This window comes from Streptomyces sp. NPDC004838 (assembly GCF_053600955.1).
In genome coordinates, this window is the sequence record NZ_JBSGAW010000004.1 from 196,031 (window position 1) to 217,088 (window position 21,058).

16 protein-coding genes and 2 tRNA genes are annotated in these 21,058 nt (G+C 69.8%); 3 read left to right on the plus strand and 15 right to left on the minus strand.

Going from position 1 to position 21,058, the window contains the following annotated elements; translation table 11 throughout:
* Positions 1–159: 159 nt before the first annotated feature.
* From ACWEFL_RS06915 to ACWEFL_RS06940, 6 genes are all read right to left on the minus strand, one after another.
* A complete protein-coding gene (locus ACWEFL_RS06915; protein WP_451708839.1) occupies positions 160–1,182 on the minus strand; it encodes a rod shape-determining protein in 1,023 nt (340 codons plus the stop codon).
* Between the two features lie 317 nt (positions 1,183–1,499).
* A complete protein-coding gene (ndk, locus tag ACWEFL_RS06920) occupies positions 1,500–1,913 on the minus strand; it encodes a nucleoside-diphosphate kinase (protein WP_451708480.1) in 414 nt (137 codons plus the stop codon).
* Between the two features lie 176 nt (positions 1,914–2,089).
* Positions 2,090–2,443: a DUF4233 domain-containing protein gene (locus ACWEFL_RS06925; protein WP_451708482.1), complete on the minus strand. Its 354-nt coding sequence runs from the start codon at positions 2,441–2,443 to the stop codon at positions 2,090–2,092.
* A gap of 1 nt (position 2,444) precedes the next feature.
* Positions 2,445–3,965 (minus strand): bifunctional tetrahydrofolate synthase/dihydrofolate synthase, encoded by a 1,521-nt coding sequence (gene folC, locus ACWEFL_RS06930; RefSeq protein ID WP_451708484.1) that lies wholly within the window; start codon positions 3,963–3,965, stop codon positions 2,445–2,447.
* A gap of 231 nt (positions 3,966–4,196) precedes the next feature.
* The gene (locus ACWEFL_RS06935) at positions 4,197–5,369 is read right to left on the minus strand and encodes a sensor histidine kinase (protein WP_451708486.1); all 1,173 of its coding nucleotides are present in this window, start codon (positions 5,367–5,369) and stop codon (positions 4,197–4,199) included.
* Positions 5,370–5,709: 340 nt separating this feature from the next.
* Positions 5,710–8,331 carry a valine--tRNA ligase gene (locus ACWEFL_RS06940; RefSeq protein ID WP_451708489.1) on the minus strand — a complete coding sequence of 874 codons (2,622 nt, stop codon included), beginning with the start codon at positions 8,329–8,331 and terminating at the stop codon, positions 5,710–5,712.
* Between the two features lie 138 nt (positions 8,332–8,469).
* On the opposite strand from ACWEFL_RS06940, the gene ACWEFL_RS06945 reads away from it, so the two are divergent.
* On the plus strand, positions 8,470–9,432 hold the full coding sequence (locus ACWEFL_RS06945) for a hypothetical protein (protein WP_451708492.1): 963 nt from the start codon (positions 8,470–8,472) through the stop codon (positions 9,430–9,432).
* Between the two features lie 193 nt (positions 9,433–9,625).
* On the opposite strand, the gene clpX is transcribed toward ACWEFL_RS06945, so the two are convergent.
* From clpX to ACWEFL_RS06970, 5 genes are all read right to left on the minus strand, one after another.
* On the minus strand, positions 9,626–10,909 hold the full coding sequence (gene clpX / locus ACWEFL_RS06950) for an ATP-dependent Clp protease ATP-binding subunit ClpX (protein ID WP_451708495.1): 1,284 nt from the start codon (positions 10,907–10,909) through the stop codon (positions 9,626–9,628).
* A gap of 146 nt (positions 10,910–11,055) precedes the next feature.
* Positions 11,056–11,730, minus strand: coding sequence for an ATP-dependent Clp protease proteolytic subunit (locus ACWEFL_RS06955; protein WP_451708498.1), 675 nt, complete (start codon positions 11,728–11,730; stop codon positions 11,056–11,058).
* Positions 11,731–11,808: 78 nt separating this feature from the next.
* On the minus strand, positions 11,809–12,414 hold the full coding sequence (locus ACWEFL_RS06960) for an ATP-dependent Clp protease proteolytic subunit (protein WP_451708842.1): 606 nt from the start codon (positions 12,412–12,414) through the stop codon (positions 11,809–11,811).
* Between the two features lie 661 nt (positions 12,415–13,075).
* Complete coding sequence (tig, locus tag ACWEFL_RS06965) at positions 13,076–14,503, minus strand: trigger factor (protein WP_451708501.1); 1,428 nt, start codon at positions 14,501–14,503, stop codon at positions 13,076–13,078.
* Between the two features lie 202 nt (positions 14,504–14,705).
* Positions 14,706–14,782, minus strand: a tRNA-Pro gene (locus tag ACWEFL_RS06970).
* 141 nt (positions 14,783–14,923) lie between these two features.
* On the opposite strand from ACWEFL_RS06970, the gene ACWEFL_RS06975 reads away from it, so the two are divergent.
* Positions 14,924–14,994 (plus strand) — tRNA-Gly (locus tag ACWEFL_RS06975).
* Between the two features lie 184 nt (positions 14,995–15,178).
* Here the strand turns inward: ACWEFL_RS06975 and ACWEFL_RS06980 are convergent.
* The 4 genes from ACWEFL_RS06980 to ACWEFL_RS06995 form a co-directional block, all read right to left on the minus strand.
* Complete coding sequence (locus ACWEFL_RS06980) at positions 15,179–15,373, minus strand: hypothetical protein (protein WP_451708504.1); 195 nt, start codon at positions 15,371–15,373, stop codon at positions 15,179–15,181.
* A 261-nt stretch (positions 15,374–15,634) separates the two neighbouring features.
* Positions 15,635–16,084 carry an HD domain-containing protein gene (locus ACWEFL_RS06985; protein WP_451708507.1) on the minus strand — a complete coding sequence of 150 codons (450 nt, stop codon included), beginning with the start codon at positions 16,082–16,084 and terminating at the stop codon, positions 15,635–15,637.
* A 100-nt stretch (positions 16,085–16,184) separates the two neighbouring features.
* On the minus strand, positions 16,185–18,638 hold the full coding sequence (locus ACWEFL_RS06990) for an FtsX-like permease family protein (protein WP_451708510.1): 2,454 nt from the start codon (positions 18,636–18,638) through the stop codon (positions 16,185–16,187).
* A complete protein-coding gene (locus tag ACWEFL_RS06995; RefSeq protein ID WP_451708513.1) occupies positions 18,638–19,513 on the minus strand; it encodes an ABC transporter ATP-binding protein in 876 nt (291 codons plus the stop codon). Before ACWEFL_RS06995 ends, ACWEFL_RS06990 begins: the two co-directional genes overlap by 1 nt.
* A 340-nt stretch (positions 19,514–19,853) precedes the next feature.
* On the opposite strand from ACWEFL_RS06995, the gene ACWEFL_RS07000 reads away from it, so the two are divergent.
* The gene (locus tag ACWEFL_RS07000; protein WP_451708516.1) at positions 19,854–21,005 is read left to right on the plus strand and encodes a cation:proton antiporter; all 1,152 of its coding nucleotides are present in this window, start codon (positions 19,854–19,856) and stop codon (positions 21,003–21,005) included.
* Positions 21,006–21,058: the final 53 nt, after the last annotated feature.

Consider the following 21,058-nt stretch of genomic DNA (forward strand, 5'->3'; position numbering starts at 1 on the left):
GGGGTTCTCGAACCCTCGGCGGACCGTCGGTCGGGGCGCGCGCGTCCCCCGTGGCCACCGCCGGACGCCACCGCGCGCGCGTGTGCGTGAGCGGGGGTACGGGCGGGTGCGCCGACAGGCCGACGGCCCGACGCGCCCATCGGCTGACGGGCCATCGGACTAACGCCGGGGCGGCTGGGCGTCCAGGACCTGCTGGAGCGCCTCGAACTCCTCCACGCACTTGCCGGAGCCGAGCGCCACCGAGTCCAGCGGATCCTCGGCGATGTGGATCGGCATGCCGGTCTCGCGCCGCAGCCGCTCGTCGAGGCCGCGCAGCAGCGCTCCGCCGCCGGTGAGGACGATGCCTCTGTCCATGACATCGCCCGACAGCTCGGGCGGACACTTGTCGAGGGTGGTCTTGACGGCGTCGACGATCGCGTTGACCGGTTCCTCGATCGCCTTGCGGACCTCGGCGGCCGAGATGACGACGGTCTTCGGCAGCCCGGAGACGAGGTCACGGCCGCGGATCTCGGTGTGCTCGTCCTTGTCCATGTCGTACGCGGAACCAATAGTGATCTTGATGTTCTCGGCGGTCCGCTCACCAAGCAGGAGCGAATACTCCTTCTTGATGTGCTGAATGATCGCATTGTCCAGTTCATCACCCGCGACGCGGATGGACTGCGCCGTGACGATTCCGCCGAGAGAGATGACGGCGACTTCGGTGGTGCCGCCACCGATATCGACGACCATATTGCCGGTGGCCTCATGGACCGGGAGTCCGGAGCCGATGGCCGCGGCCATGGGCTCCTCGATGATGTGCACCTGCCGGGCGCCGGCCTGCGTGGACGCCTCGATGACCGCGCGGCGCTCGACGCCGGTGATGCCCGAGGGCACACAGACGACGACGCGCGGACGGGCGAGGTACCGGCGCTTGTGGATCTTCAGGATGAAGTAGCGGAGCATCCGCTCGGTGATCTCGAAGTCGGCGATGACGCCGTCCTTCAGCGGCCGGACGGCAACGATGTTGCCCGGCGTCCGGCCGATCATCTTCTTCGCCTCGGAGCCGACCGCGAGGATGCCGCCGGTGTTGGTGTTGATGGCGACGACGGACGGCTCGTTGAGAACGATCCCCCGGCCCCTGACGTACACCAGCGTGTTGGCGGTCCCGAGGTCGACAGCCATGTCACGGCCGATGAACGACATATGGTTCCCCATGAGAATGCGTCTGGCCTTCCCAAATCGAGCTTTGACGGCTTTTCAGGATGGCGAGGTGGTGGATGCTGTGGCTTGGAGGCTTCCATCGTAGTGCCGCCTCTCCGCACAGCGCGCGGTGGACCACCTCCTTATAGGTGACGAGGTGTCGCAGCGATGCGTTCCCGAAAAGTGTCCGCATATGCCAAAAGGCGACCGAATTCCTTCGGCCGCCCCAGGTCATGAGCGCTGTTCGGCCGACGAGCGGGACCCTCGTCCGGCCGTCGGCCCCGGGGCGGCCCGCCAGGCGGCGCCGCTCACCTTTCCCGTCAGGAAAGTCCGGGGAAGAAGATCTTCAGTTCCCTAATGGCGGACTCCTCCGAGTCCGAAGCGTGAATCAGGTTCTCCCGGACAATCGTGCCGAAGTCGCCACGAATGGACCCGGGCTGTGCGGCAATCGGGTCAGTCGGTCCCGCCAATTGGCGTACACCGTCGATGACCCGTTCGCCGTCGACGACGAGCGCGACGACGGGACCGGACAGCATGAACTCGACCAGCGGCTCGTAGAAGACCTTGCCCACATGTTCGGCGTAGTGCAGCTCCAGCGTCTCCCGGTCGAGCTGTCGCAGCTCCAGCGCGGCGACCGTCCAGCCCGCCTTCGCCTCGATACGGCCGATGATCTCGCCCACAAGCTTCCGCCGGACGGCGTCGGGCTTGAGGAGGACGAGGGTGCGCTGGATCATGATGTGCGGCTCCTTGCGGGCAGACGAGTGCGGTTCTGTGAGGCTACAGGGGCTCGCCCCGACGGCCGCACCCGGATCCGAGAGGCCCCGGACGGCGGCGGCCCGATCCGAGCCGGACCCCCGATCCGAGCCGGCCCCTGGATCCGAGCGGCCCGATCCGAGCCGGCCCCGGAAGGTCAGGCCCCCTGCGCCTCGGTCTCCGCCTGCGCCGCCCATCTCGCCTTCGCCTCGTCGATCCTGCGGCCGTAGTGGATCGAGGCCCACCACAGGCCCGCGAAGCAGGCCCCGAGAAGGAACATCATCGGGACGACGAACCCGCTGGCGATCAGACCGATCTGGAGTACCCAGCCGAGCTGGACCCCGCCCGGACGGGTGAGCATCCCGCACAGCAGCAGCGAGAGCACCATGGCGACGCCGCAGACCGTCCAGACCGTCGTCATGGACAGATCGTCGTTCTTCATCGCCACGAGTCCGGCGAAACCGATGACGAAGAACTCGCCGATCAGTGTGCTCGCCGCGAGCGTACGCATGTCAGTTCCTTCCCAACAGCAGCCGGGCCTCGCCGACCGTGAACACCGAGCCGGTCACGAGCACACCCGCGCCCGCGTACTCGGCCTCTTCCTCGGCGAGCGTGATCGCCGCCTCCAGCGCCTCGTCCAGCCTCGGCTCGACGACCACGCGATCGTCGCCGAACACCTCGACGGCGATCGCGGCCAGCGCGTCCGCGTCCATCGCGCGATGCGTGGAGTTCCGGGTGACGACGATCTCCGCGAAGACGGGCTCGAAGGCTTCGAGGACTCCTCTGACGTCCTTGTCATCGCTGGAGCCGACCACGCCGATCAGCCGGGAGAACCCGAACGCCTCCGTGACCGCCTCGGCGGCGGCCCGCGCGCCCGCCGGATTGTGGGCCGCGTCCAGCACGACCGTCGGACTCCGGCGTACGACTTCGAGCCGGCCGGGCGTGGTCACGGCCGCGAACGCCTTGCGGATCGCGTCGACGTCCAGCGCGCGTGCGTGCTCCGCTCCCACGCCGAAGAACGCCTCGACCGCCGCGAGCGCCACCGCCGCGTTGTGCGCCTGGTGGGCCCCGTGCAGCGGAAGGAAGATCTCCTCGTACTCGCCGCCGAGGCCGCGCAGGGTCAGCAGCTGGCCGCCGACCGCGACCTCGCGGGAGACGACGCCGAACTCCATGCCCTCACGGGCCACCGTGGCATCGACCTCGACGGCCTTCTTCAGCATCACCTGCGCCGCGTCCACCGGCTGCTGCGCCAGGATGACCGTCGCGCCCCGCTTGATGATCCCGGCCTTCTCGACCGCGATCTCCGCCTCGGTGGAGCCGAGCCGGTCGGTGTGGTCCAGCGAGATGGGGGTGACCACGGCCACGGGCGCGTCGATCACGTTCGTCGCGTCCCACCTCCCGCCCATGCCGACCTCGACGACCGCCACGTCCACGGGCGCGTCCGCGAAGGCCGCGTACGCCATGCCCGTCAGTACCTCGAAGAACGAGAGCCGGAAGTCCTGGGCCGCGTCGACCATCTCCACGTACGGCTTGATGTCCTCGTACGCGGACACGAACCTCTCGGCCTCTATCGGCGCGCCGTCCAGGCTGATCCGCTCGGTGATCGACTGTACGTGCGGCGAGGTGTACCGGCCGGTGCGCAGGTCGAACGCGGAGAGGAGGGCCTCGACCATCCGGGCGGTGGAGGTCTTGCCGTTGGTCCCGGTGATGTGGATCGAGGGGTACGCGCGCTGGGGCTCGCCCAGCACGTCCAGGAGCGCGGTGATCCGGGCGACCGAGGGGTCCAGCTTGGTCTCGCCCCAGCGGGTCGCCAGGTCCGCCTCGACCGCGCGGAGCGCTTTGTCGACCTCGGGGTCGGCGGGGCGGCCGGGCACGCTGTCGGGCCGCGGCTGCGGGGCCTGGGCCCGCAGGGTGCGGCTGCCGGCCTCGATCACCGCGAGGTCGGGGTCACGGTCGGTCTCGGCGTCGACGATCTCATCGAAGAGATCGGGCTCATGGGGCTCGCCGAAATCGCCGGCGGGGTGCTCGCTCACGGGTCCAGTCTAAAGTCCGGGGGTTCCCCGGCGCCTTCGGGCTCACGGTGCTCTCACCGGTCTCTCATCGGAACCCTCCTCCCGGTCGTCACCACGGTCGTCCGCCGCGGCCCTTCGTCGCGGGCCCTCATGCCGGGCCCTCATGCCGGGGTCTGATGCCGGGGTCTGATGCCGGGGTCTGATGCCGGGGTCTGATGCCGGGGTCCGATGCCGGGCGCTCGCTTCAGGCGGTCACTTCGGGTACTCCGACGGCGGCCAGCCCGCGGGAAGGAGCGCGACCACGGTGTAGGAGCCGTCCGCCGCGCCCGCCAGCAGCGTGCCGCCCATGCTGCCGACGCGTTCGCGCATCGAGAAGGTGCCGGTGCCGGTGGAGACCGGCTCGGCGGGCGGCGCGGACTCGGGCAGCGGGTTGCCGACGACCGCGCGCACCTGTCCGCCGTGCAGGCCGATGGAGACGGTCACCCGCTCCCCCGGCGCGTGCTTCGCCGCGTTCGTCAGACACTCCTGGACGACCCGGTAGACCGCCGTCTGGCGCAGCGGTGAGAGCCGGTGGGCCGCCTCCGCGACCTCCAGCGTCACCGGACTGCCCATCCGCCCGCTCTCCTCGGCGAGCGCGGCGAGTCCCTCCAGGCCGGGGGTCGCGGTCCGTTCGTCGGCGCGGTGGACGATCGTGTCGTTCAGCACCAGATGGGCGCGGCGGGCCGTGTCCGCGAGCTCCTCGAAGTCCCGCTGGTGGGCGGTGCCCCGCGACCGTACGGACAGCACCTCGGCCCGTACCGCGAGCACGGTCAGCTCCCGTCCCACGAGATCGTGCACATCGCGCGCGACCGAGATCCGTTCGTCCTGGACGGCCTGGAGCGCGGCGGCCTCCGCGCGCTGGACCTCCAGTTCCCTCACGAGATCCTGGCGGTACGCGGCGATGCCGACCCCGGCCGCGAGCACCCCGATCGGGATGACCAGGCCCAGAAACGCGCTGAGGGTTCCGGCCCGGTCCTCGGGCCATCCCGGCAGATTGAACAGCGCGTACGCGACGGCGATGTAGCCGAGGGTGGCGCCGACCCCGGCCCACCGCCCCCGGAACCGCCCCAGCGAGTACAGCGCGAACTGGATGAGCGTCAGCTCGTGCAGCCAGCCGAGGAGCACGAGGGCGACGAGATACGGCAGCCAGGGCCACCGTCTGCGGGCGACCAGGGTGGCCGCGCCCACGGCCAGGACGAGGGTCGCGGTGAGCCCGGTGAGGGAGTTGTCCGCCTCGGCGAGCCCGGGAACGTCCAGCACCATCAGCGAGAAGCAGCTGAGCGCGGCGATGACGTCGAGGGCCCGCGGGGAGGAGGACCAGCGCCGCGCGTACACCTGTGCCGCCGCGGTGAGGCGGCGGACGGCGTAGGTCACGGGCGCGAGCATGGCTCCCATCATCCAGGGGCGGTGCGAACGCCCCCCACGCCGGGGGGCGTCTGCCGTGCGGCCCGGTACCCCACGCCTGTGGCACATGACCTGCGCCGTTCACGACCGCCGCACGCGCGGGGTGTCCTCGCGCGTGCGGCGGTCGCCCTGGCTCGCGTCCGCGGCGGAGCGGAAGCGGCCTGGTCGTTTCTGATGGATCAGGCTGGATCAGGGAGCGGGGTCTGGTGCCGTGCATCGCAAGGCGGAGGAGGGAATCCATGCGGAGCATAGGTGACCGACGACAACGCAGCGAGGCGCGGTGCCAGGGCACGCGAGCCCAGCAAGATCCACCAGAAGCGGCCTACGCCTTCGGGAGCCGCTCCAGCTGAGCCGTGATCCGCGCGATCTCCTCCTCCGCGTGGGCGAGTCGCGTACGGATCTTGTCGACCACCTGATCGGGTGCCTTCGCCAGGAACGCCTCGTTGCCGAGCTTGGCGTGCGCCTGCGACTTCTCCTTCTCCGCCGCCGCCAGGTCCTTCGCGAGGCGCTTGCGCTCCGCGGCGACGTCGATGGTCCCGGAGAGGTCGAGGGCGACCGTGGCGCCCGCGACCGGGAGGGTCGCCGTGGCGCTGAAGCTCTCCCCCTCCGGCTGGAGGCGGAGGAGCTGACGGATCGCGGGCTCGTGCGGGGACAGCGCCGTACCGGACAGTTCGAGCCGCGCCGGGACCTTCTGGCCCGGCTGGAGCCCCTGGTCGGAGCGGAAGCGGCGGACCTCGGTGACGACGCGCTGGACCAGCTCGATCTCGCGCTCGGCGGCCTCGTCGCGGAAGCCGCTGTCCCCCGGCCAGTCGGCGACGACGAGGGACTCGCCACCGGTGAGCGTGGTCCACAGGGTCTCGGTGACGAAGGGGACCACCGGGTGCAGCAGCCGCAGCGTGACGTCGAGGACCTCGCCGAGGACCCGCGCCGAGACCTTCGCCTGCTCGCCGCCCGCGAAGTACGTCGTCTTGGACAGCTCGACGTACCAGTCGAAGACCTCGTCCCACGCGAAGTGGTAGAGGGAGTCCGCCAGCTTCGCGAACTGGAAGTCGTCGTAGTACGCGTCGACTTCGGCGACGGTCTTGTTGAGCCGCGACAGGATCCACCGGTCGGCGGCCGACAGCTTCCCGGCCTCGGGCAGCGGGCCCTCGACCGTCGCGCCGTTCATCAGCGCGAAGCGGGTGGCGTTCCAGATCTTGTTGGCGAAGTTACGGGACGCCTGGACCCAGTCCTCGCCGATCGGGACGTCCGCGCCCGGGTTGGCGCCGCGGGCGAGGGTGAAGCGGACGGCGTCGGAGCCGTACTCGTCCATCCAGTCCAGCGGGTCCACCGCGTTGCCGAACGACTTCGACATCTTCTTGCCGTTCTCGTCGCGGACGAGACCGGTGAGGGCGACGGTCTTGAAGGGGGCCTCGCCGTCCATCGCGTACAGACCGAACATCATCATCCGGGCGACCCAGAAGAAGATGATGTCGTGGCCGGTGACCAGGACGTCGGTCCCGTAGAACTTCTCCAGATCGGGGGTCCGCTCGGGCCAGCCGAGGGTGGAGAACGGCCAGAGACCGGAGGAGAACCAGGTGTCGAGGACGTCCGGGTCCTGCGTCCAGCCCTCGCCGGCCGGCGGCTGCTCGTCGGGGCCGACGCAGACGGTCTCGCCGTTCGGGCCGTACCAGACGGGGATGCGGTGGCCCCACCAGAGCTGGCGCGAGATGCACCAGTCGTGCATGTTGTCGACCCAGTCGAAGTAGCGCTTCGACATGTCCGCGGGGTGGATGGCGACCCGCCCGTCACGGACTGCGTCGCCCGCCGCCTGCGCCAGCGGACCGACCTTGACCCACCACTGGAGCGAGAGACGCGGCTCGACCGTGGTCTCGCAGCGGGAGCAGTGGCCGACGGAGTGGACGTAGGGACGCTTCTCGGCCACGACCCGGCCCTGCTGGCGCAGCGCGGCGACGATCGCGGCGCGCGCCTCGAAGCGGTCGAGCCCCTGGAACGGACCGGGGACGGTGATGACGGCCCGCTCGTCCATGATCGTGAGGGATTCGAGTCCGTGGCGCCGGCCGATGGCGAAGTCGTTGGGGTCGTGGGCCGGGGTCACCTTGACCGCGCCCGTGCCGAACTCGGGGTCGACATGGGTGTCCGCGACGACGGGGATCGTACGGTCGGTCAGCGGCAGCTTGATCCGCTTGCCGATCAGATGCGCGTACCGCTCGTCGTCGGGGTGGACGGCGACCGCGGTGTCGCCGAGCATCGTCTCGACGCGGGTGGTCGCGACGACGAGGGTGTCCTCGCCCTCCCCGTACTTGAGAGAGACGAGTTCGCCGTTGTCCTCCTGGTAGTCGACCTCGATGTCGGAGATCGCGGTCAGACAGCGCGGGCACCAGTTGATGATGCGTTCGGCCCGGTAGATCAGCTCGTCGTCGTAGAGCTTCTTGAAGATGGTCTGAACGGCCCGTGAGAGGCCGTCGTCCATGGTGAAGCGCTCCCGGCTCCAGTCGACGCCGTCGCCGAGGCGGCGCATCTGGCCGAGGATCTTGCCGCCGTACTCCTCTTTCCACTTCCACACGCGCGCGGTGAACTCCTCGCGCCCGAGGTCGGTACGGGACTTGCCCTCCTCGGCGAGCTGCTGCTCGACCTTGTTCTGGGTGGCGATGCCCGCGTGGTCCATGCCGGGGAGCCAGAGCGACTCGTATCCCTGCATGCGCTTACGGCGGGTGAGGGCGTCCATCAGGGTGTGCTGGAAGGCGTGTCCGAGATGGAGGCTGCCGGTGACGTTCGGCGGCGGGATGACGATGGTGTACGGCGGCTTCTCGCTCTTGGCGTCCGCCGTGAAGTAACCGCGTTCTACCCAGCGCTCGTACAGCTTCCCCTCCACCTGGGCCGGCGCGTACTGGGTCGGCAGTTCGGGGTCGCTGACTGTCTGCTGCTGAGTGTTCTCGGTCACGGGGCCCAGTTTAGGGGTGTCACGGGGGCGTACTGAAACGGGAATGTTCCGTAACGGTGTGACCCCCGTCGCCCTGCCATGACCGCTGGTGGGCGAAGATGTCAGGACCATATAAGTATCTGGAGGGGGAACTCGGACATGAGCCACAACCAGCCGGGCCCATACGGCGGCCAGCCTCAGCAGCCCGGACCGTACGGTCAGCCGGGACCCTACGGCCAGCAGCCGCCGCAGACGCCGCAGCCCGGGTACGGCTACCCGTCGCAGGACCCGCAGCCTGGTTACGGCTATCCGCAGCAGGATCCGCAGGCGGGCTACGGATACCCGCAGCAGGGGGCTCCGCCCCAGCAGGGTCAGTGGGGGCAGCCGCAGCAGCCCGGACCCTACGGCCAGGTCCCCGGCGGCCAGGTGCCGCCCCCGCCGGCCGCGCCCAAGAAGAAGACGGGTCTGATCATCGGCGCGGCCGTGGTCGCGCTCGCGGTGATCGCCGCGGGGGCGTACTTCCTGCTGAGCGAGGGGAGTGGCAACAGCGATGTCGCGGACTCCACCAAGGGCTACAAGCTGACTCCGGCGGCCTCGGTCGGCGAGTACAAGAAGGCGGGCACCGACCAGACGGGGGCCATGTCCGACACGGAGAAGAAGAACGCGGCGGAGACGGGGGTCAAGAACCCGTCGAAGGTGGCGTCCAGTTACAGCTCCGGCAACGACCCGCTGGCGGCGAAGATGCTCGTTCTCTCCGGGATCTGGGGCGAGGTCGAGGACCCGGCGCAGGCGCTGGACGGGTTCTTCGAAGCCACGGGGAAGGACAGCAAGGACGCCGAGGTCGAACTGGTGGGCAGTCCCAAGGAGTTCACGCCGACCGGCTTCGAGGGCGCTCTGATGAAGTGCCAGAGTGCCAAGTTCACTCCCAAGGGCGCGACGAACCCGGGCGGGAAGGCGTTCGACATGCCGATGTGCGTCTGGGCCGACTACAGCACCGTCGCCGTCGTGATGCCCATGGACATGGCGGCCCTGGCCGGCACGGGCGCCGGCAAGCCCCTGACGGAGAGCCAGACGGCCGATCTGGCCGCGCAGCTCTACAAGACCTCGCGCACCAAGGTCTGACCCGAGGCCCGATCGAGGCCCGATCGGGATCCTGTCGCGGTCCGGTCGGGGTCCGGTCGGAATGTTCGGCACGCCCGACACACGCAGGGGCGCCCGGCCGGTTGAACCGGCCGGGCGCCCCTGCGTCGTACTGATGCCGTACTACTCTGCCCGCGGGCTGGAGCCGAATCCGGCCGAGCCCGTGGAAAAGACGTTACGCCGACTTCTCGTGGCGGCCGTCGTTCTTCACGATCCTCGGTACCAGCGTCGGATTGACGTTGTCGCGCACCACGTCCGCCGTGATGACGACACGGGCCACGTCCTTGCGGGACGGCACCTCGTACATCACCGACTGGAGGACTTCCTCCATGATGGCGCGCAGACCCCGCGCGCCCGTGCCGCGCAGGATCGCCTGGTCGGCGATGGCCTCCAGCGCCGGACGGTCGAAGTCCAGCTCCACACCGTCGAGTTCGAACAGGCGCTGGTACTGCTTCACCAGTGCGTTACGCGGCTCGACCAGGATCTTCAGCAGCGCTTCACGGTCGAGGTTGTGCACCGAGGTGATGACCGGGAGGCGGCCGATGAACTCGGGGATCATCCCGAACTTCACCAGGTCCTCCGGCATGACCTCCTGGAACTGGTTGCTCGCCTCGATCTCGCGCTTGGAGCGGATCGTGGCGCCGAAGCCGATGCCCTTCGCGCCCGCCCGCGACTCGATGATCTTCTCCAGCCCGGCGAACGCGCCGCCCACGATGAACAGCACATTCGTCGTGTCGATCTGGATGAACTCCTGGTGCGGGTGCTTCCGTCCGCCCTGCGGAGGCACGGAGGCGGTGGTGCCCTCCAGGATCTTCAGCAGCGCCTGCTGAACGCCCTCACCGCTCACATCGCGGGTGATGGACGGGTTCTCGCTCTTCCTGGCGACCTTGTCGATCTCATCGATGTAGATGATCCCGGTCTCGGCCTTCTTGACGTCGTAGTCGGCCGCCTGAATCAGCTTCAGCAGAATGTTCTCGACGTCCTCGCCCACGTATCCCGCCTCCGTCAGCGCCGTGGCGTCGGCGATGGCGAACGGGACGTTGAGCATCCGGGCGAGCGTCTGGGCGAGCAGTGTCTTGCCCGAGCCCGTGGGGCCCAGCAGGAGGATGTTGGACTTCGCCAGCTCGATGGCGTCGTCCCGGCCCTGCGCTCCGCCGGTCTCCCCGGCCTGGACCCGCTTGTAGTGGTTGTAGACCGCGACGGAGAGCGCCTTCTTCGCGGGCTCCTGCCCGACGACATAGCTCTCCAGGAACTCGTAGATCTCGCGCGGCTTGGGCAGTTCCTCCCACCGCACCTCGGAGGTCTCGGCGAGCTCCTCCTCGATGATCTCGTTACAGAGTTCGATGCACTCGTCGCAGATGTACACACCGGGGCCTGCGATGAGCTTCTTCACCTGCTTCTGGCTCTTTCCGCAGAACGAGCACTTGAGCAGATCGCCGCCGTCACCGATGCGTGCCACGAGGTGCTTCCCCTTCGCCTGGGAGCGGCTTGGTTCAGCCGACTCCTGGTGCCTCATATCCGACGGTACCTTGCCGGGGCCCTCGTTCGGGCCCCCCTTGGCGCGGTTCACATTGTCGTGCACCGCGCCAAGGGCTGGTGCACCGGTCAGGCGGCCGCCGCTGCAGTGGTCTTGCGGGTGGAGACGACCTGGTCGACAAGACCGTACGTCAAGGCGTCCTCCGCGGTAAGGATCTTGTCGCGCTCGATGTCGTCACGGATCTTCTCGATCGGCGTGGTGGAGTGCTTCGCCAGCATCTCCTCCAGCTGCTCGCGCATCCGCAGGATCTCCTTGGCCGCGATCTCCAGGTCGGAGAGCTGCTCACGGCCGGTCTGCGAGGACGGCTGGTGGATCAGGACACGGGCGTGCGGCAGGGCCATCCGCTTTCCGGGGGTGCCGGCGGCGAGCAGGATGGCCGCGGCGGAGGCCGCCTGGCCCATGCAGACCGTCTGGATGTCCGGCTTCACGAACTGCATCGTGTCGTAGATCGCCGTCAGCGCGGTGAAGGAACCACCGGGGCTGTTGATGTAGATCGAGATGTCGCGGTCGGGGTCCATCGACTCCAGGCAGAGCAGCTGGGCCATGACGTCGTTGGCGGAGGCGTCGTCGATCTGCACGCCGAGGAAGATGATCCGCTCCTCGAACAGCTTCGCGTACGGGTCGTACTCGCGCACACCCTGGGAGGTGCGCTCGACGAAGCGCGGGACGACATAACGGTTGTCCACCTGCGGGCCGGTGTAGAGGCCGCTCGCGGAGATGTTGCTCATGTGGGTGTTCACCATCCTGGTGGCGTTCTGCGTGACGATGGGCGTGCGGTGCGCGGGCTGGGGCTAAGCGACGAAGGGCGCGGGGCTCGGGGCTCAGGCGCCCGTGCCGCCACCGCCCGGCACGCCCGACGCGGCGGAGATGATCTGGTCGATGAGGCCGTAGTCACGGGCCTCCTCGGCGGTGAACCAGCGGTCGCGGTCGCCGTCGCGGATGATCGTCTCGACGGTCTGGCCGGAGTGGTGAGCGGTGATCTCCGCCATGCGCTGCTTCGTACGCAGCAGATACTCGGCCTGGATCTTGATGTCGGAGGCGGTGCCGCCAAGGCCGGCCGAGCCCTGGTGCATGAGGATGTCGGTGTTCGGCAGCGCGAAGCGCTTGCCGGGCGCACCGCCGGTCAGCAGGAACTGGCCCATGGAGGCCGCCATGCCCATACCGATGGTGACCACGTCGTTGGGGATGTACTGCATGGTGTCGTAGACCGCCATGCCCGCCGTCACCGAGCCGCCGGGGCTGTTGACGTAGAGGTAGATGTCCTTCTCCGGGTCCGCCGCCAGGAGCAGCATCTGCGCGGTGATCTTGTTGGCGATCTCGTCGTCGACCTGCTGGCCGAGGAAGATGATCCGCTCGCCGAGCAGCCGGTTGTAGACATGGTCGCCGAGGCCACCGCCGATGGACGGCTCACCGGCGGCGTTGGGCATCAGAATCGTCACGTATCCACCTGCTCGTCTCTGACGGCTGCCCGCCGTCTCAGCGTCTTCGTAGCCGGGGGCGGGTTGCCCTGCCCTCGTATTCATGGACCCTAACGCGCAGGTCGGACAACGCCATCCCGGTTCCCGAACTGTTCGCTCGGAGCGCAAGGTGCCGGACGGGGATTGGGCGGGCGGCGGATGCGCGGGGCGCGCGTGCGTCCGGGCCCTGCGTGCCCTGCGTCCCTTCAGTGCCCCGCGTGCCTTCCGCCGGCGGCGGACGGTTCGCTACGGCGAGCGCGCGCTGGCGGGATCACGGCGGCCGGTACGGCTGAGGGCGGGCGCGTGCGCACGCCGAGGGCACGGCGGCGGACGGGTCCGGGCGGGCGTTCGGGTGCCTGGGGCCGAGGGGCGAAATCAAGCCGGTGCCGGGGTACGGGCGAGTGGCGCGCGAAGGTCCGGGTGGGCGGTGCGGGTGGCCGGAATACGACGGTGAGGGGCGGTGCGGAGGGGCAGGCGGCCGTTCGGAGGGACGCACGGGGTGCGTATGGCGGAGGACCCGGACGCATCGGCGTCCGGGTCCTCCGATCACACAGGGAGCGCTCGGAACCGGACCCGCGTCGGCCCCGGCTCGGCACCGGGTCCCGCGCGGGTCACACCGATCCCGGCCGGCTCAGGCGCCCGGCTTCTCCTCGGTCGACTCGGCCGCCGCGTCGGCGTCGGTCTCGACGTCCGCTTCGGCCTCGGCTCCGGTCTTGCCGGCGGCCTCGGCCTCGATGGCCTCGTCGACCTCGTCGTCCAGGTCGACGACCTCACCGTTGGTGTCGACGACCTTCGCCGCCTCGACGACCACGGCGAGCGCCTTGCCGCGGGCGACCTCGCCCACCAGCATCGGGATCTGGCCACCCTCGACGACCGCCTGGGCGAACTGGTCCGGGCTCATGCCGGAGGACGCCGCACGCCGCATGAGGTGCTCGGTCAGCTCCTCCTGGTTGACGTTCAGCTTCTCCTTGTTGACCAGCTCGTCGAGGAGGAACTGGGTCTTGATGCCCTTGACCGCCTGCTCCTTGGTCTCGGTCTCGAACTCCTCCTCGGTCTTGCCCTGGATCTCCAGGTACTTGCCGAGGTCGAGGCCCATCTGACCGAGCTGGTGGTGCTCGAGGTTGTGCTTGCGGGTGTTGATCTCGTCCTCGAGGAGCTTCTCGGGGATCGGCACCTCGGCGAGCTTCAGCAGCTCTTCCAGAACCCGCTCCTGGGCCTGCGTGGCCTGGTCGTACGCCTTCATGTTCTCCAGGCGCTTACGGCTGTCGGCCCGCATCTCCTCAAGCGTGTCGAACTCGCTCGCCAGCTGGGCGAAGTCGTCGTCCAGCTCGGGAAGCTCACGGGAGGCGACCGCGGTGACCTTCACGGTGACCTCGGCGTCCTTGCCCTCGGCGGAGCCGCCCTTGAGCTGGGAGGTGAAGGTGGCCTCGCCACCGGCCTCCAGGCCCTTCACCGCGTCGTCGATGCCGTCGAGCAGCTCGCCGGAGCCGACGGTGTAGGAGACACCGGTCGCGACGCCGTCCGCCAGGACCTCACCGTCGACCTTGGCCTCCAGGTCGATGGTGAGCACGTCGCCGTCCTCGGCGGCGCGCTCGACCGGCGTGGTGGAGGCGAAGCGCTCACGGAGCTGCTCGACCGACTTGTCGACGTCCTCGTCCGTGACCTCGACGGCGTCGACGGTGACCTCGATGCCCGAGTAGTCCGGGAGCTCGATGGCGGGGCGGATGTCGACCTCGGCGGTGAAGTTCAGCGTCTCGCCGTCCTTCAGCTCCGTGATGTCGACGTCAGGCTGGCCGAGCGGGTTGAGCTCCGCCTCGTTGACCGCCTCGGTGTAGAACTTCGGGAGCGCGTCGTTGACGGCCTCCTCCAGCACCGCCCCACGGCCGAACCGCTGGTCGATCACTCGGGCCGGGACCTTGCCCTTGCGGAAGCCCTTGACCGTGACCTGCTGGTTGATCTTCTTGTACGCCGCGTCGAGGCTGTCCTTGAGCTCCTCGAAGGGCACCTCGACAGTGAGCCGAACCCGGGTCGGGTTCAGGGTCTCCACGGCGCTCTTCACGGTTCGGTCTCCTTGGTGGCTGAATTCTGGGGTTCTGCCGCGTCCGCCGTACATGGAACTCATACAGGCAGCTGATCGACCCTGATCATCGTCTCGGCCGGGCCTCACTCGCCGACTCGTCCGACACATGGGCACGCGGTTTGCATAGTAGCCGCAAGCCGGATGCGCCCCACAATGCGATCTTGCAGGGCAATGATGGTGATGGTCGGGGTGGCCGGATTCGAACCGACGACCTTCCGCTCCCAAAGCGGACGCGCTACCAAGCTGCGCCACACCCCGTCGGTGCGACACGTAGGGTACATGTTCGCAGGCAGTCAGGCCGCCGCTTATCGAGTGGAGCGACGGCGCGCGGCAATCGGGTGTGCGTGGCGCTCCCGGAACCCGCTACGATGCTCCTCGTACCGCACTCGTGCGGTGCTCGCGGGCGTAGCTCAATGGTAGAGCCCTAGTCTTCCAAACTAGCTACGCGGGTTCGATTCCCGTCGCCCGCTCCGGTAACGCCTCGGGCCCGGTTCACCAGAAATCGTGAACCGGGCCCGAGCCGTTCCGTTCCCGTCCCGGATCGTTCCCGCTCCGGATCGTTCTCGTTCCGGTGTCCGGTTCCCGAGTCGTCTCGACTGCTTCCTCAGCGGCACCGCCTTCGGCGCGGGGCTGTCTCGACGCGGTGCGGACCGGTCAGAAGCTGATCTCGTTGATCGTCTCCGCTATCGAGTTGAGGAATCTGTTGATCGACGGAGCCATGCCCGAGGAGGCGAGGAAGAAGCCGAAGAGTATGGCGGCGATGGCCGGTCCGGCCTTGATCGCGCCCGAGCGCATCAGCACCACGAGGATGATGCCCAACAGCAGCACCACAGACAGTGAAATGGCCACAACTGATCACACCCTCGGTCGGTCCGCCTTGCCGGCTCGGGGACTTGCGGCTCAGCACGCCCCCGCCTCATGAACATCGTGCCACCAACCGCGCGGTCCATGCGGCCCTCTGACGAATCGTCGACGGCGTGATCCAGCCATGCGCGCTCCCGGTCCCCCTTGCACGCAGGGCCTTTCCACCTCTGCCGAAGCGAGAAAGCGAAGGTTGGCACAGAAGAAATCGGCCTGATCGAAACGGGGTGATCTCAGTCACCCGAGAGTTCAGGACAGCCCCAGGAGGGCGCGGGTCCTGGCGTACTTGGCGGTGAGGCGGGCACGGGTCGGCTCGTCGAGGTCGGCGAGCCGGGCGGGATCGGAGTTGTGCGCGAGGTCCGACTCCTTGACCAGGAGCGCGCCGGGGGTGGCGAGGATGCGGTGGGCGTACGACTCGAGGTCCTCGCCCTCGCGCTTGGTGAGGGCGAGGACCATGTCCTTGACGGTCCGGGGCAGCGCGGCGCTCTCCAGCCAGGCGCCGGAGAGCGCGTGGTCCTCGATGGCGTCGTGGAGCCACGCGGCGGCGATCTGGTGCTCCGATCCGCCGCGGGCGCGGACGCCTTCGGCGACGGCGGCGAGGTGTTCTGCGTAGGGGCGTCCGGATTTGTCGGTCTGGCGGGCGTGGGCCTCGCGGGCGACGGCTTCGACCTCGGCGAGTGTCAGCGGCGGTTGTGCCATGTCCTGACTGTAGGGCGGCTCGCCGTGAACGGGCGGCCGGGTCCGGGGGTTCCGCGCGCAGGGCCGCTTGCTCGGGCCCGGACCCGTGCCTCGGGCGGGGCTATCCGCGGAGGATCGTCCGGGTGGGGAGCGTCGTGGCCGCGAAGGCGAGGGTGAGGACGGAGGCGACGAAGGAGGCGTAGACCGCGGGCGGGATGTGAGGGGCCTGCCCGGTGAGGCCCTTGGCCATGGGGATCAAGGTGGCCAGGGCTATGGCGGTGCCGAGGGCGATACCCGTGAAGGTGATCAGGAACGTCTCCCAGTGGATCATGCGCAGGGTCTGGCGGCGGGTGGAGCCGATGAGGCGGAGCATGCCGAGTTCGCGGCGGCGGTCGAGGACCGTCATCACCAGGGTGTTCGCTGCGGCGATGGCGGCGAAGCCACCGAGGATCGCGGCCATGGTGGTGTTGGCCCAGGCGTTCAGCTCACGGTCGAGGCTCCGCGTCGCCGCGTAGCCGGCTCTGTCGTGGACCGTGCCGAGGGCGGTGAGTTCCGCCGCGGCGGCGGGGGTGGCGCGTACCAGCAGGTCCTGGGGGTAGGCGGCGGTGACATGGGCTTTGAGGGCGGCGGCCGGGAGGGTGACTTGGAAGAGGCCGAGGCCCCGGCCGTACACGGCGATGATCCGGGCGGAGGTCTTGGTGCCGTCGGGCAGTCGCAGTTCGAGGCGGTCGCCGACCTTCTTCCGTGCCGAGTCGGCGAGGGTGCTGTCGATGGCGACCGTGCCGGGGGCGAGGGCGTCCAGTGAGCCCGTACGGATGTCGAGGTTCTGGACCGCGCCGAGGGCGGCGGGGTCGCCGCCGACGCCCTGGGCCGAGGCCGTGGCCAGGAATGGGGCGCCGGCGGATCTGGCGGGGACGAGGACGGTTGTGCGCAGGACGGAGACGGCCGCCGAGACTCCGGGTGTGGCGGCGGCGCGTTCGGCCGCGTCGACCGGGAGGACGCCCTCGCCGGAGGTGACGACGTGGTCCGCGGTCAGGCCGTCGCGGAGTTGCCGTTCGGACTCGTGGTCCGTGCTGGTGTGGAGGAAGACGAGTACGGACGAGAAGGCCATGGCGAGGACGATCGGTGTGATCGCGGAGGCGAGTCTGCGGGCGTTGGCACGGGAGTTGGCGGCGGCCAGCGACGCCGACGCGCCCGCGGCGCGCAGCGGCAGGCCGAAGAGGGCGGAGCAGACGCGGGCGATCTGCGGTCCGAGGAGGGCGACGGCCAGCATGAAGAGCATGACGACGCCGAGGGACGCGTTCGCCGCGTCCTCTCCGGTCTCCTGGGCGGCCACACCGGCGAAGACCAGGCCCCCGACGAGGGCGGCGAGCCCCAGCGGCGTACGGATCCAGCCGGGGCCGAGCCGTTCGACCGAGGCATCGGCCAGAGCCTGGCCGGGCTTGATCTTCGACGGGCGGCGGGCCGCCGCGTAGCCCGCGAGCAGGGCCGTGAGGACGGCGACGCCGCAGGCGGTGGCCAGGGGCACCAGGGAGACGGCCAGCTCGACGGCCTCGGGGATCGCGCCCTTGTCGCGGAGCCGGCCGAACCACCAGGTGGCGAGGGCGATTCCGGGGAGACAGCCGAGCACGCCCGCGAGCGGGGCCACGAGCAGTGCCTCGGTGGCGATGGTGCGACGAATCTGGCGCGGCGTCGCGCCGATGGCCCGCAGCAGGGCGAACTCCCTGCGGCGGAGCCCTACGGAGAGGGCGACCGTGCCGGACGCGGTGAAGACCGCGACCATGGTGGCGATCCCGCCGAAGGACGCCCCGAGCCCTTCGAGGAGGCTCCTGGCCTGGGCGACTCCGCTGTTCTCGACCGCGCCCCGGTCGTTCCCGGTGAGGACGCGGGGTCTGTCGTGGCCCGTGCCGTAGACCTCGGTGAGGCGGTCGGCCAGAGTGCGGGCCGATGTGCCCGGCTCGGGGAGTACGGCGATGGCGTCGATCCTGCCCGGGTGCCCCGAGAGGGCGACGGCCTCCCGGTCGGCGAACCAGGCGCCGGGCTCCCCCGCGAGGCCGGAGACCGTGAACTTCCTCTCCCCTTCCGGGGTGTGGAGGACGACCCGGTCGCCGACACGGGCTTCGCCGCCGAGGACCACTTCGCCCACCCGGGGCGGGGTCCCGGCGGTCAGCCCGGTGCCGGTGAAGGCCGCCGAGCCCCAGCCCTGGGCCGTCAGCGGGGAGTTCGCGAGCCGGACGGGGAAAGTGACGTCCGCGATGGCCGATGCCGTACCGGGGACGGAAGCGGCTTGGGCGACCAGGGAGTCGTCGAGGCGTGCCTTCTCCGGGATCTCCGCGTACTCGTCGTACCGGTCCTCGCCACTGCCGACCATCAGGTGGGAGCGGGGGTCGGCCGACACGACGACGGGCGCGTCCACGTACCGCTGGGGCGGTACGGAGGCCCGGAGGCCGGTTTCCAGCATGATTCCGCACGCCGAGACGATCATCGCCGTGAGCATCAGGGCGACGAAGGTGCCGGCGAACGAGGAGGGCCGGAGACGGATCGCGGCACGGGCGAGGCCGTTGGGCACGAACATCAGGCGGCCACGGGTGCGTGCGAGGGGCGGGCCAGGGAGGTCATGCGGGCGGCGATCCGCTCGGCGTCCGCGTGCGAGAGGCTGTCGGTGATCCGGCCGTCGGCGAGGAAGAGCACCCGGTCGGCGTAGGCGGCCGCGGTCGGGTCATGGGTGACCATGACGACGGTGGCTCCCATGCGGTCCACGGCCGAGCGCAGCAGGGTGAGGACCTCGGCGGCCGTGGTGGTGTCCAGCGCGCCGGTCGGCTCGTCGGCGAAGACCACATCGGGCCGGGTGACCAGCGCGCGGGCGAGCGCGACGCGCTGCTGCTGTCCGCCGGAGAGTTCGGTGGGACGGCGTCCGCCCTTGTCGCCGAGGCCGACCTGCGCCAGCGCCTCGGCGGCCCGGCGGCGGTCGGCGCGCTGTCCGGCGAGGCGTAGCGGCAGCAGCACGTTCTGCTCGACGGTCAGGGACGGCATCAGGTTGAACGCCTGGAAGACGAAGCCGAGGCGGGTGCGGCGGAGGACCGTGAGTTTGTTCTCGTTCATGCCGGTGACCTCGGTGCCGCCGAGGCGCACGGAGCCGGAGGTGGGCCGGTCGAGCCCCGCGGCGCACTGCAGGAAGGTCGACTTTCCGGAGCCGGAGGGTCCCATGACGGCGGTGAAGCTTCCGCGCGGCAGGACGAGGTCGATTCCGCGCAGGGCGTGGACGGTGCTCGCGCCCCGGCCGTAGTGGCGTCGCACACCGCGGAGTTCGATCGCCGCGGAGTCTGTGGGCGCGGTCGGCCCGGTGTGTGCAAGGGGGGCGGTGTGCGCAGGGGGGGCGGTGAGCGCTGCGAGGGCGCTGGGCGGGTGGCCCTCTGTCTCGTGCCGGCGCTTGGCGCGTCGCAGCCCCATGATCTTCTCCACCTTCCGTGGCAATGACGTCTGTGCAGGTCAACGCCTTAGACGCTACGGAGCGGGAGATCAGCCGGCCATGGCGGCTGCTGGCGGATCCAGGGTGGGGACAACCCCACCGAACGGTTCGATGCAGACAAGGGTAATTGCCAACATCAACCATTTGTTAAACTAATTACTGACGAATCCTTGACGCTTCTTTGACCATCGGCTCAGTGGCAGCGCCGACGCCCGGACCCCGGGCGTCGGCGCTGCCATGAACCCGCCGTACCGCTCGCGTCATACCGCCCCCATCACGACGAAGGATGAGCCCATCGGACACGCGGACACCCTCATCGCCATGGGCGGCGCCTTTCTCGCCGCCGCCTTCCTCGCCCGTATCGGCGGCCGGATCGGCCTGCCGACGATCCCCCTCTTCATCCTGGCCGGGATCCTCCTCGGCCCGCACACCCCCGGCATCGTCCTCGTCGCCGACCCGCACGACCTGGAGATGCTCTCGGCCCTCGGCCTCGTACTGCTGCTCTTCTATCTCGGCCTGGAGTTCCATCTCGACGATCTGAAGTCGGGCGGCCGGCGGATGGCGCTGGCGGGCGGGATCTATCTCGTGCTGAACGTCGGCGCGGGGCTGGCCTTCGGATTCGCCCTCGGCTGGGGCACCTCGGAGGCGCTCGTCCTCGCCGGCGTACTCGGCATGTCCTCGTCGGCGATCGTGACGAAAGTCCTGGTCGACCTCGGCCGCCTCGGCAATCCCGAGACCCGGCCCATCCTCGGCATCGTCGTGGTCGAGGACGTCTTCCTCGCGCTCTATCTGGCCGCCCTCCAACCGATCCTGTCCGGCGCGGACAGCCTCTCGAGCGCGGTGATGGACGGCGGGAAGGCGTTCGGCTTCCTGCTGCTGCTCGCGCTCGCCGCGCGGTACGGCGTCCGGGTCGTCGGACGGCTCATCAACACCCCTGACGACGAACTCCTCGTGATCTCCTTCCTCGGCGCGGCCGTCTTCCTCGCCGGGGTCTCCGAGTGGTTCGGAGTGGCGGACGCGATCGGCGCGTTCATGGTCGGCCTGATGCTCGGCAGTACGACCTCCGGCGACCGGATCCGCAAGCTCGTGCATCCTCTCCGGGACGCGTTCGGCGCGATCTTCTTCTTCGCGTTCGGCCTCTCGATCGACCCCGGCGATCTGCCGTCGGTGCTGTGGCCGGTCCTCGCGGCCGTCGCGGTCACCTTCGCGATGAACGTCCTCGCGGGGATCGCCGCCGCGCGTATCTACCGGTTCGGTCCGGGGCCCGCCGCGAACATCTCCACCACGCTGCTGGCGCGGGGCGAGTTCGCGCTGATCCTGGCGACGATGGCGGCCAACGCCGGTCTCGACGGCAGGCTTTCGCCCTTCATCGCCGGGTATGTGCTGGTGCAGGCGGTTCTCAGCCCCCTGCTGGCGGGCCGTTCGTCGCTGCTCGCCCGCGTCATGCCCGTACGGGACCCGCTACGGGCCTGAGCGCGGCGGCCGGCCGAGCTCGCAGCTGTCGGGGGGCCGGACGGACGCAGACA

Bases quoted from the DNA above. Each gene is read 5' to 3' on its own strand.
- ACWEFL_RS06915 (WP_451708839.1), bottom strand. From the start codon at position 1,182: ATGTCGTTCATCGGCCGTGACATGGCTGTCGACCTCGGGACCGCCAAC.
- ndk (WP_451708480.1), bottom strand. From the start codon at position 1,913: ATGATCCAGCGCACCCTCGTCCTCCTCAAGCCCGACGCCGTCCGGCGG.
- ACWEFL_RS06925 (WP_451708482.1), bottom strand. From the start codon at position 2,443: ATGCGTACGCTCGCGGCGAGCACACTGATCGGCGAGTTCTTCGTCATC.
- ACWEFL_RS06935 (WP_451708486.1), bottom strand. From the start codon at position 5,369: ATGCTCGCGCCCGTGACCTACGCCGTCCGCCGCCTCACCGCGGCGGCA.
- ACWEFL_RS06945 (WP_451708492.1), top strand. From the start codon at position 8,470: ATGAGCCACAACCAGCCGGGCCCATACGGCGGCCAGCCTCAGCAGCCC.
- ACWEFL_RS06955 (WP_451708498.1), bottom strand. From the start codon at position 11,730: ATGGTGAACACCCACATGAGCAACATCTCCGCGAGCGGCCTCTACACC.
- ACWEFL_RS06960 (WP_451708842.1), bottom strand. From the start codon at position 12,414: ATGCCCAACGCCGCCGGTGAGCCGTCCATCGGCGGTGGCCTCGGCGAC.
- ACWEFL_RS06985 (WP_451708507.1), bottom strand. From the start codon at position 16,084: ATGGCACAACCGCCGCTGACACTCGCCGAGGTCGAAGCCGTCGCCCGC.
- ACWEFL_RS06990 (WP_451708510.1), bottom strand. From the start codon at position 18,638: ATGTTCGTGCCCAACGGCCTCGCCCGTGCCGCGATCCGTCTCCGGCCC.
- ACWEFL_RS06995 (WP_451708513.1), bottom strand. From the start codon at position 19,513: ATGGGGCTGCGACGCGCCAAGCGCCGGCACGAGACAGAGGGCCACCCG.
- ACWEFL_RS07000 (WP_451708516.1), top strand. From the start codon at position 19,854: ATGGGCGGCGCCTTTCTCGCCGCCGCCTTCCTCGCCCGTATCGGCGGC.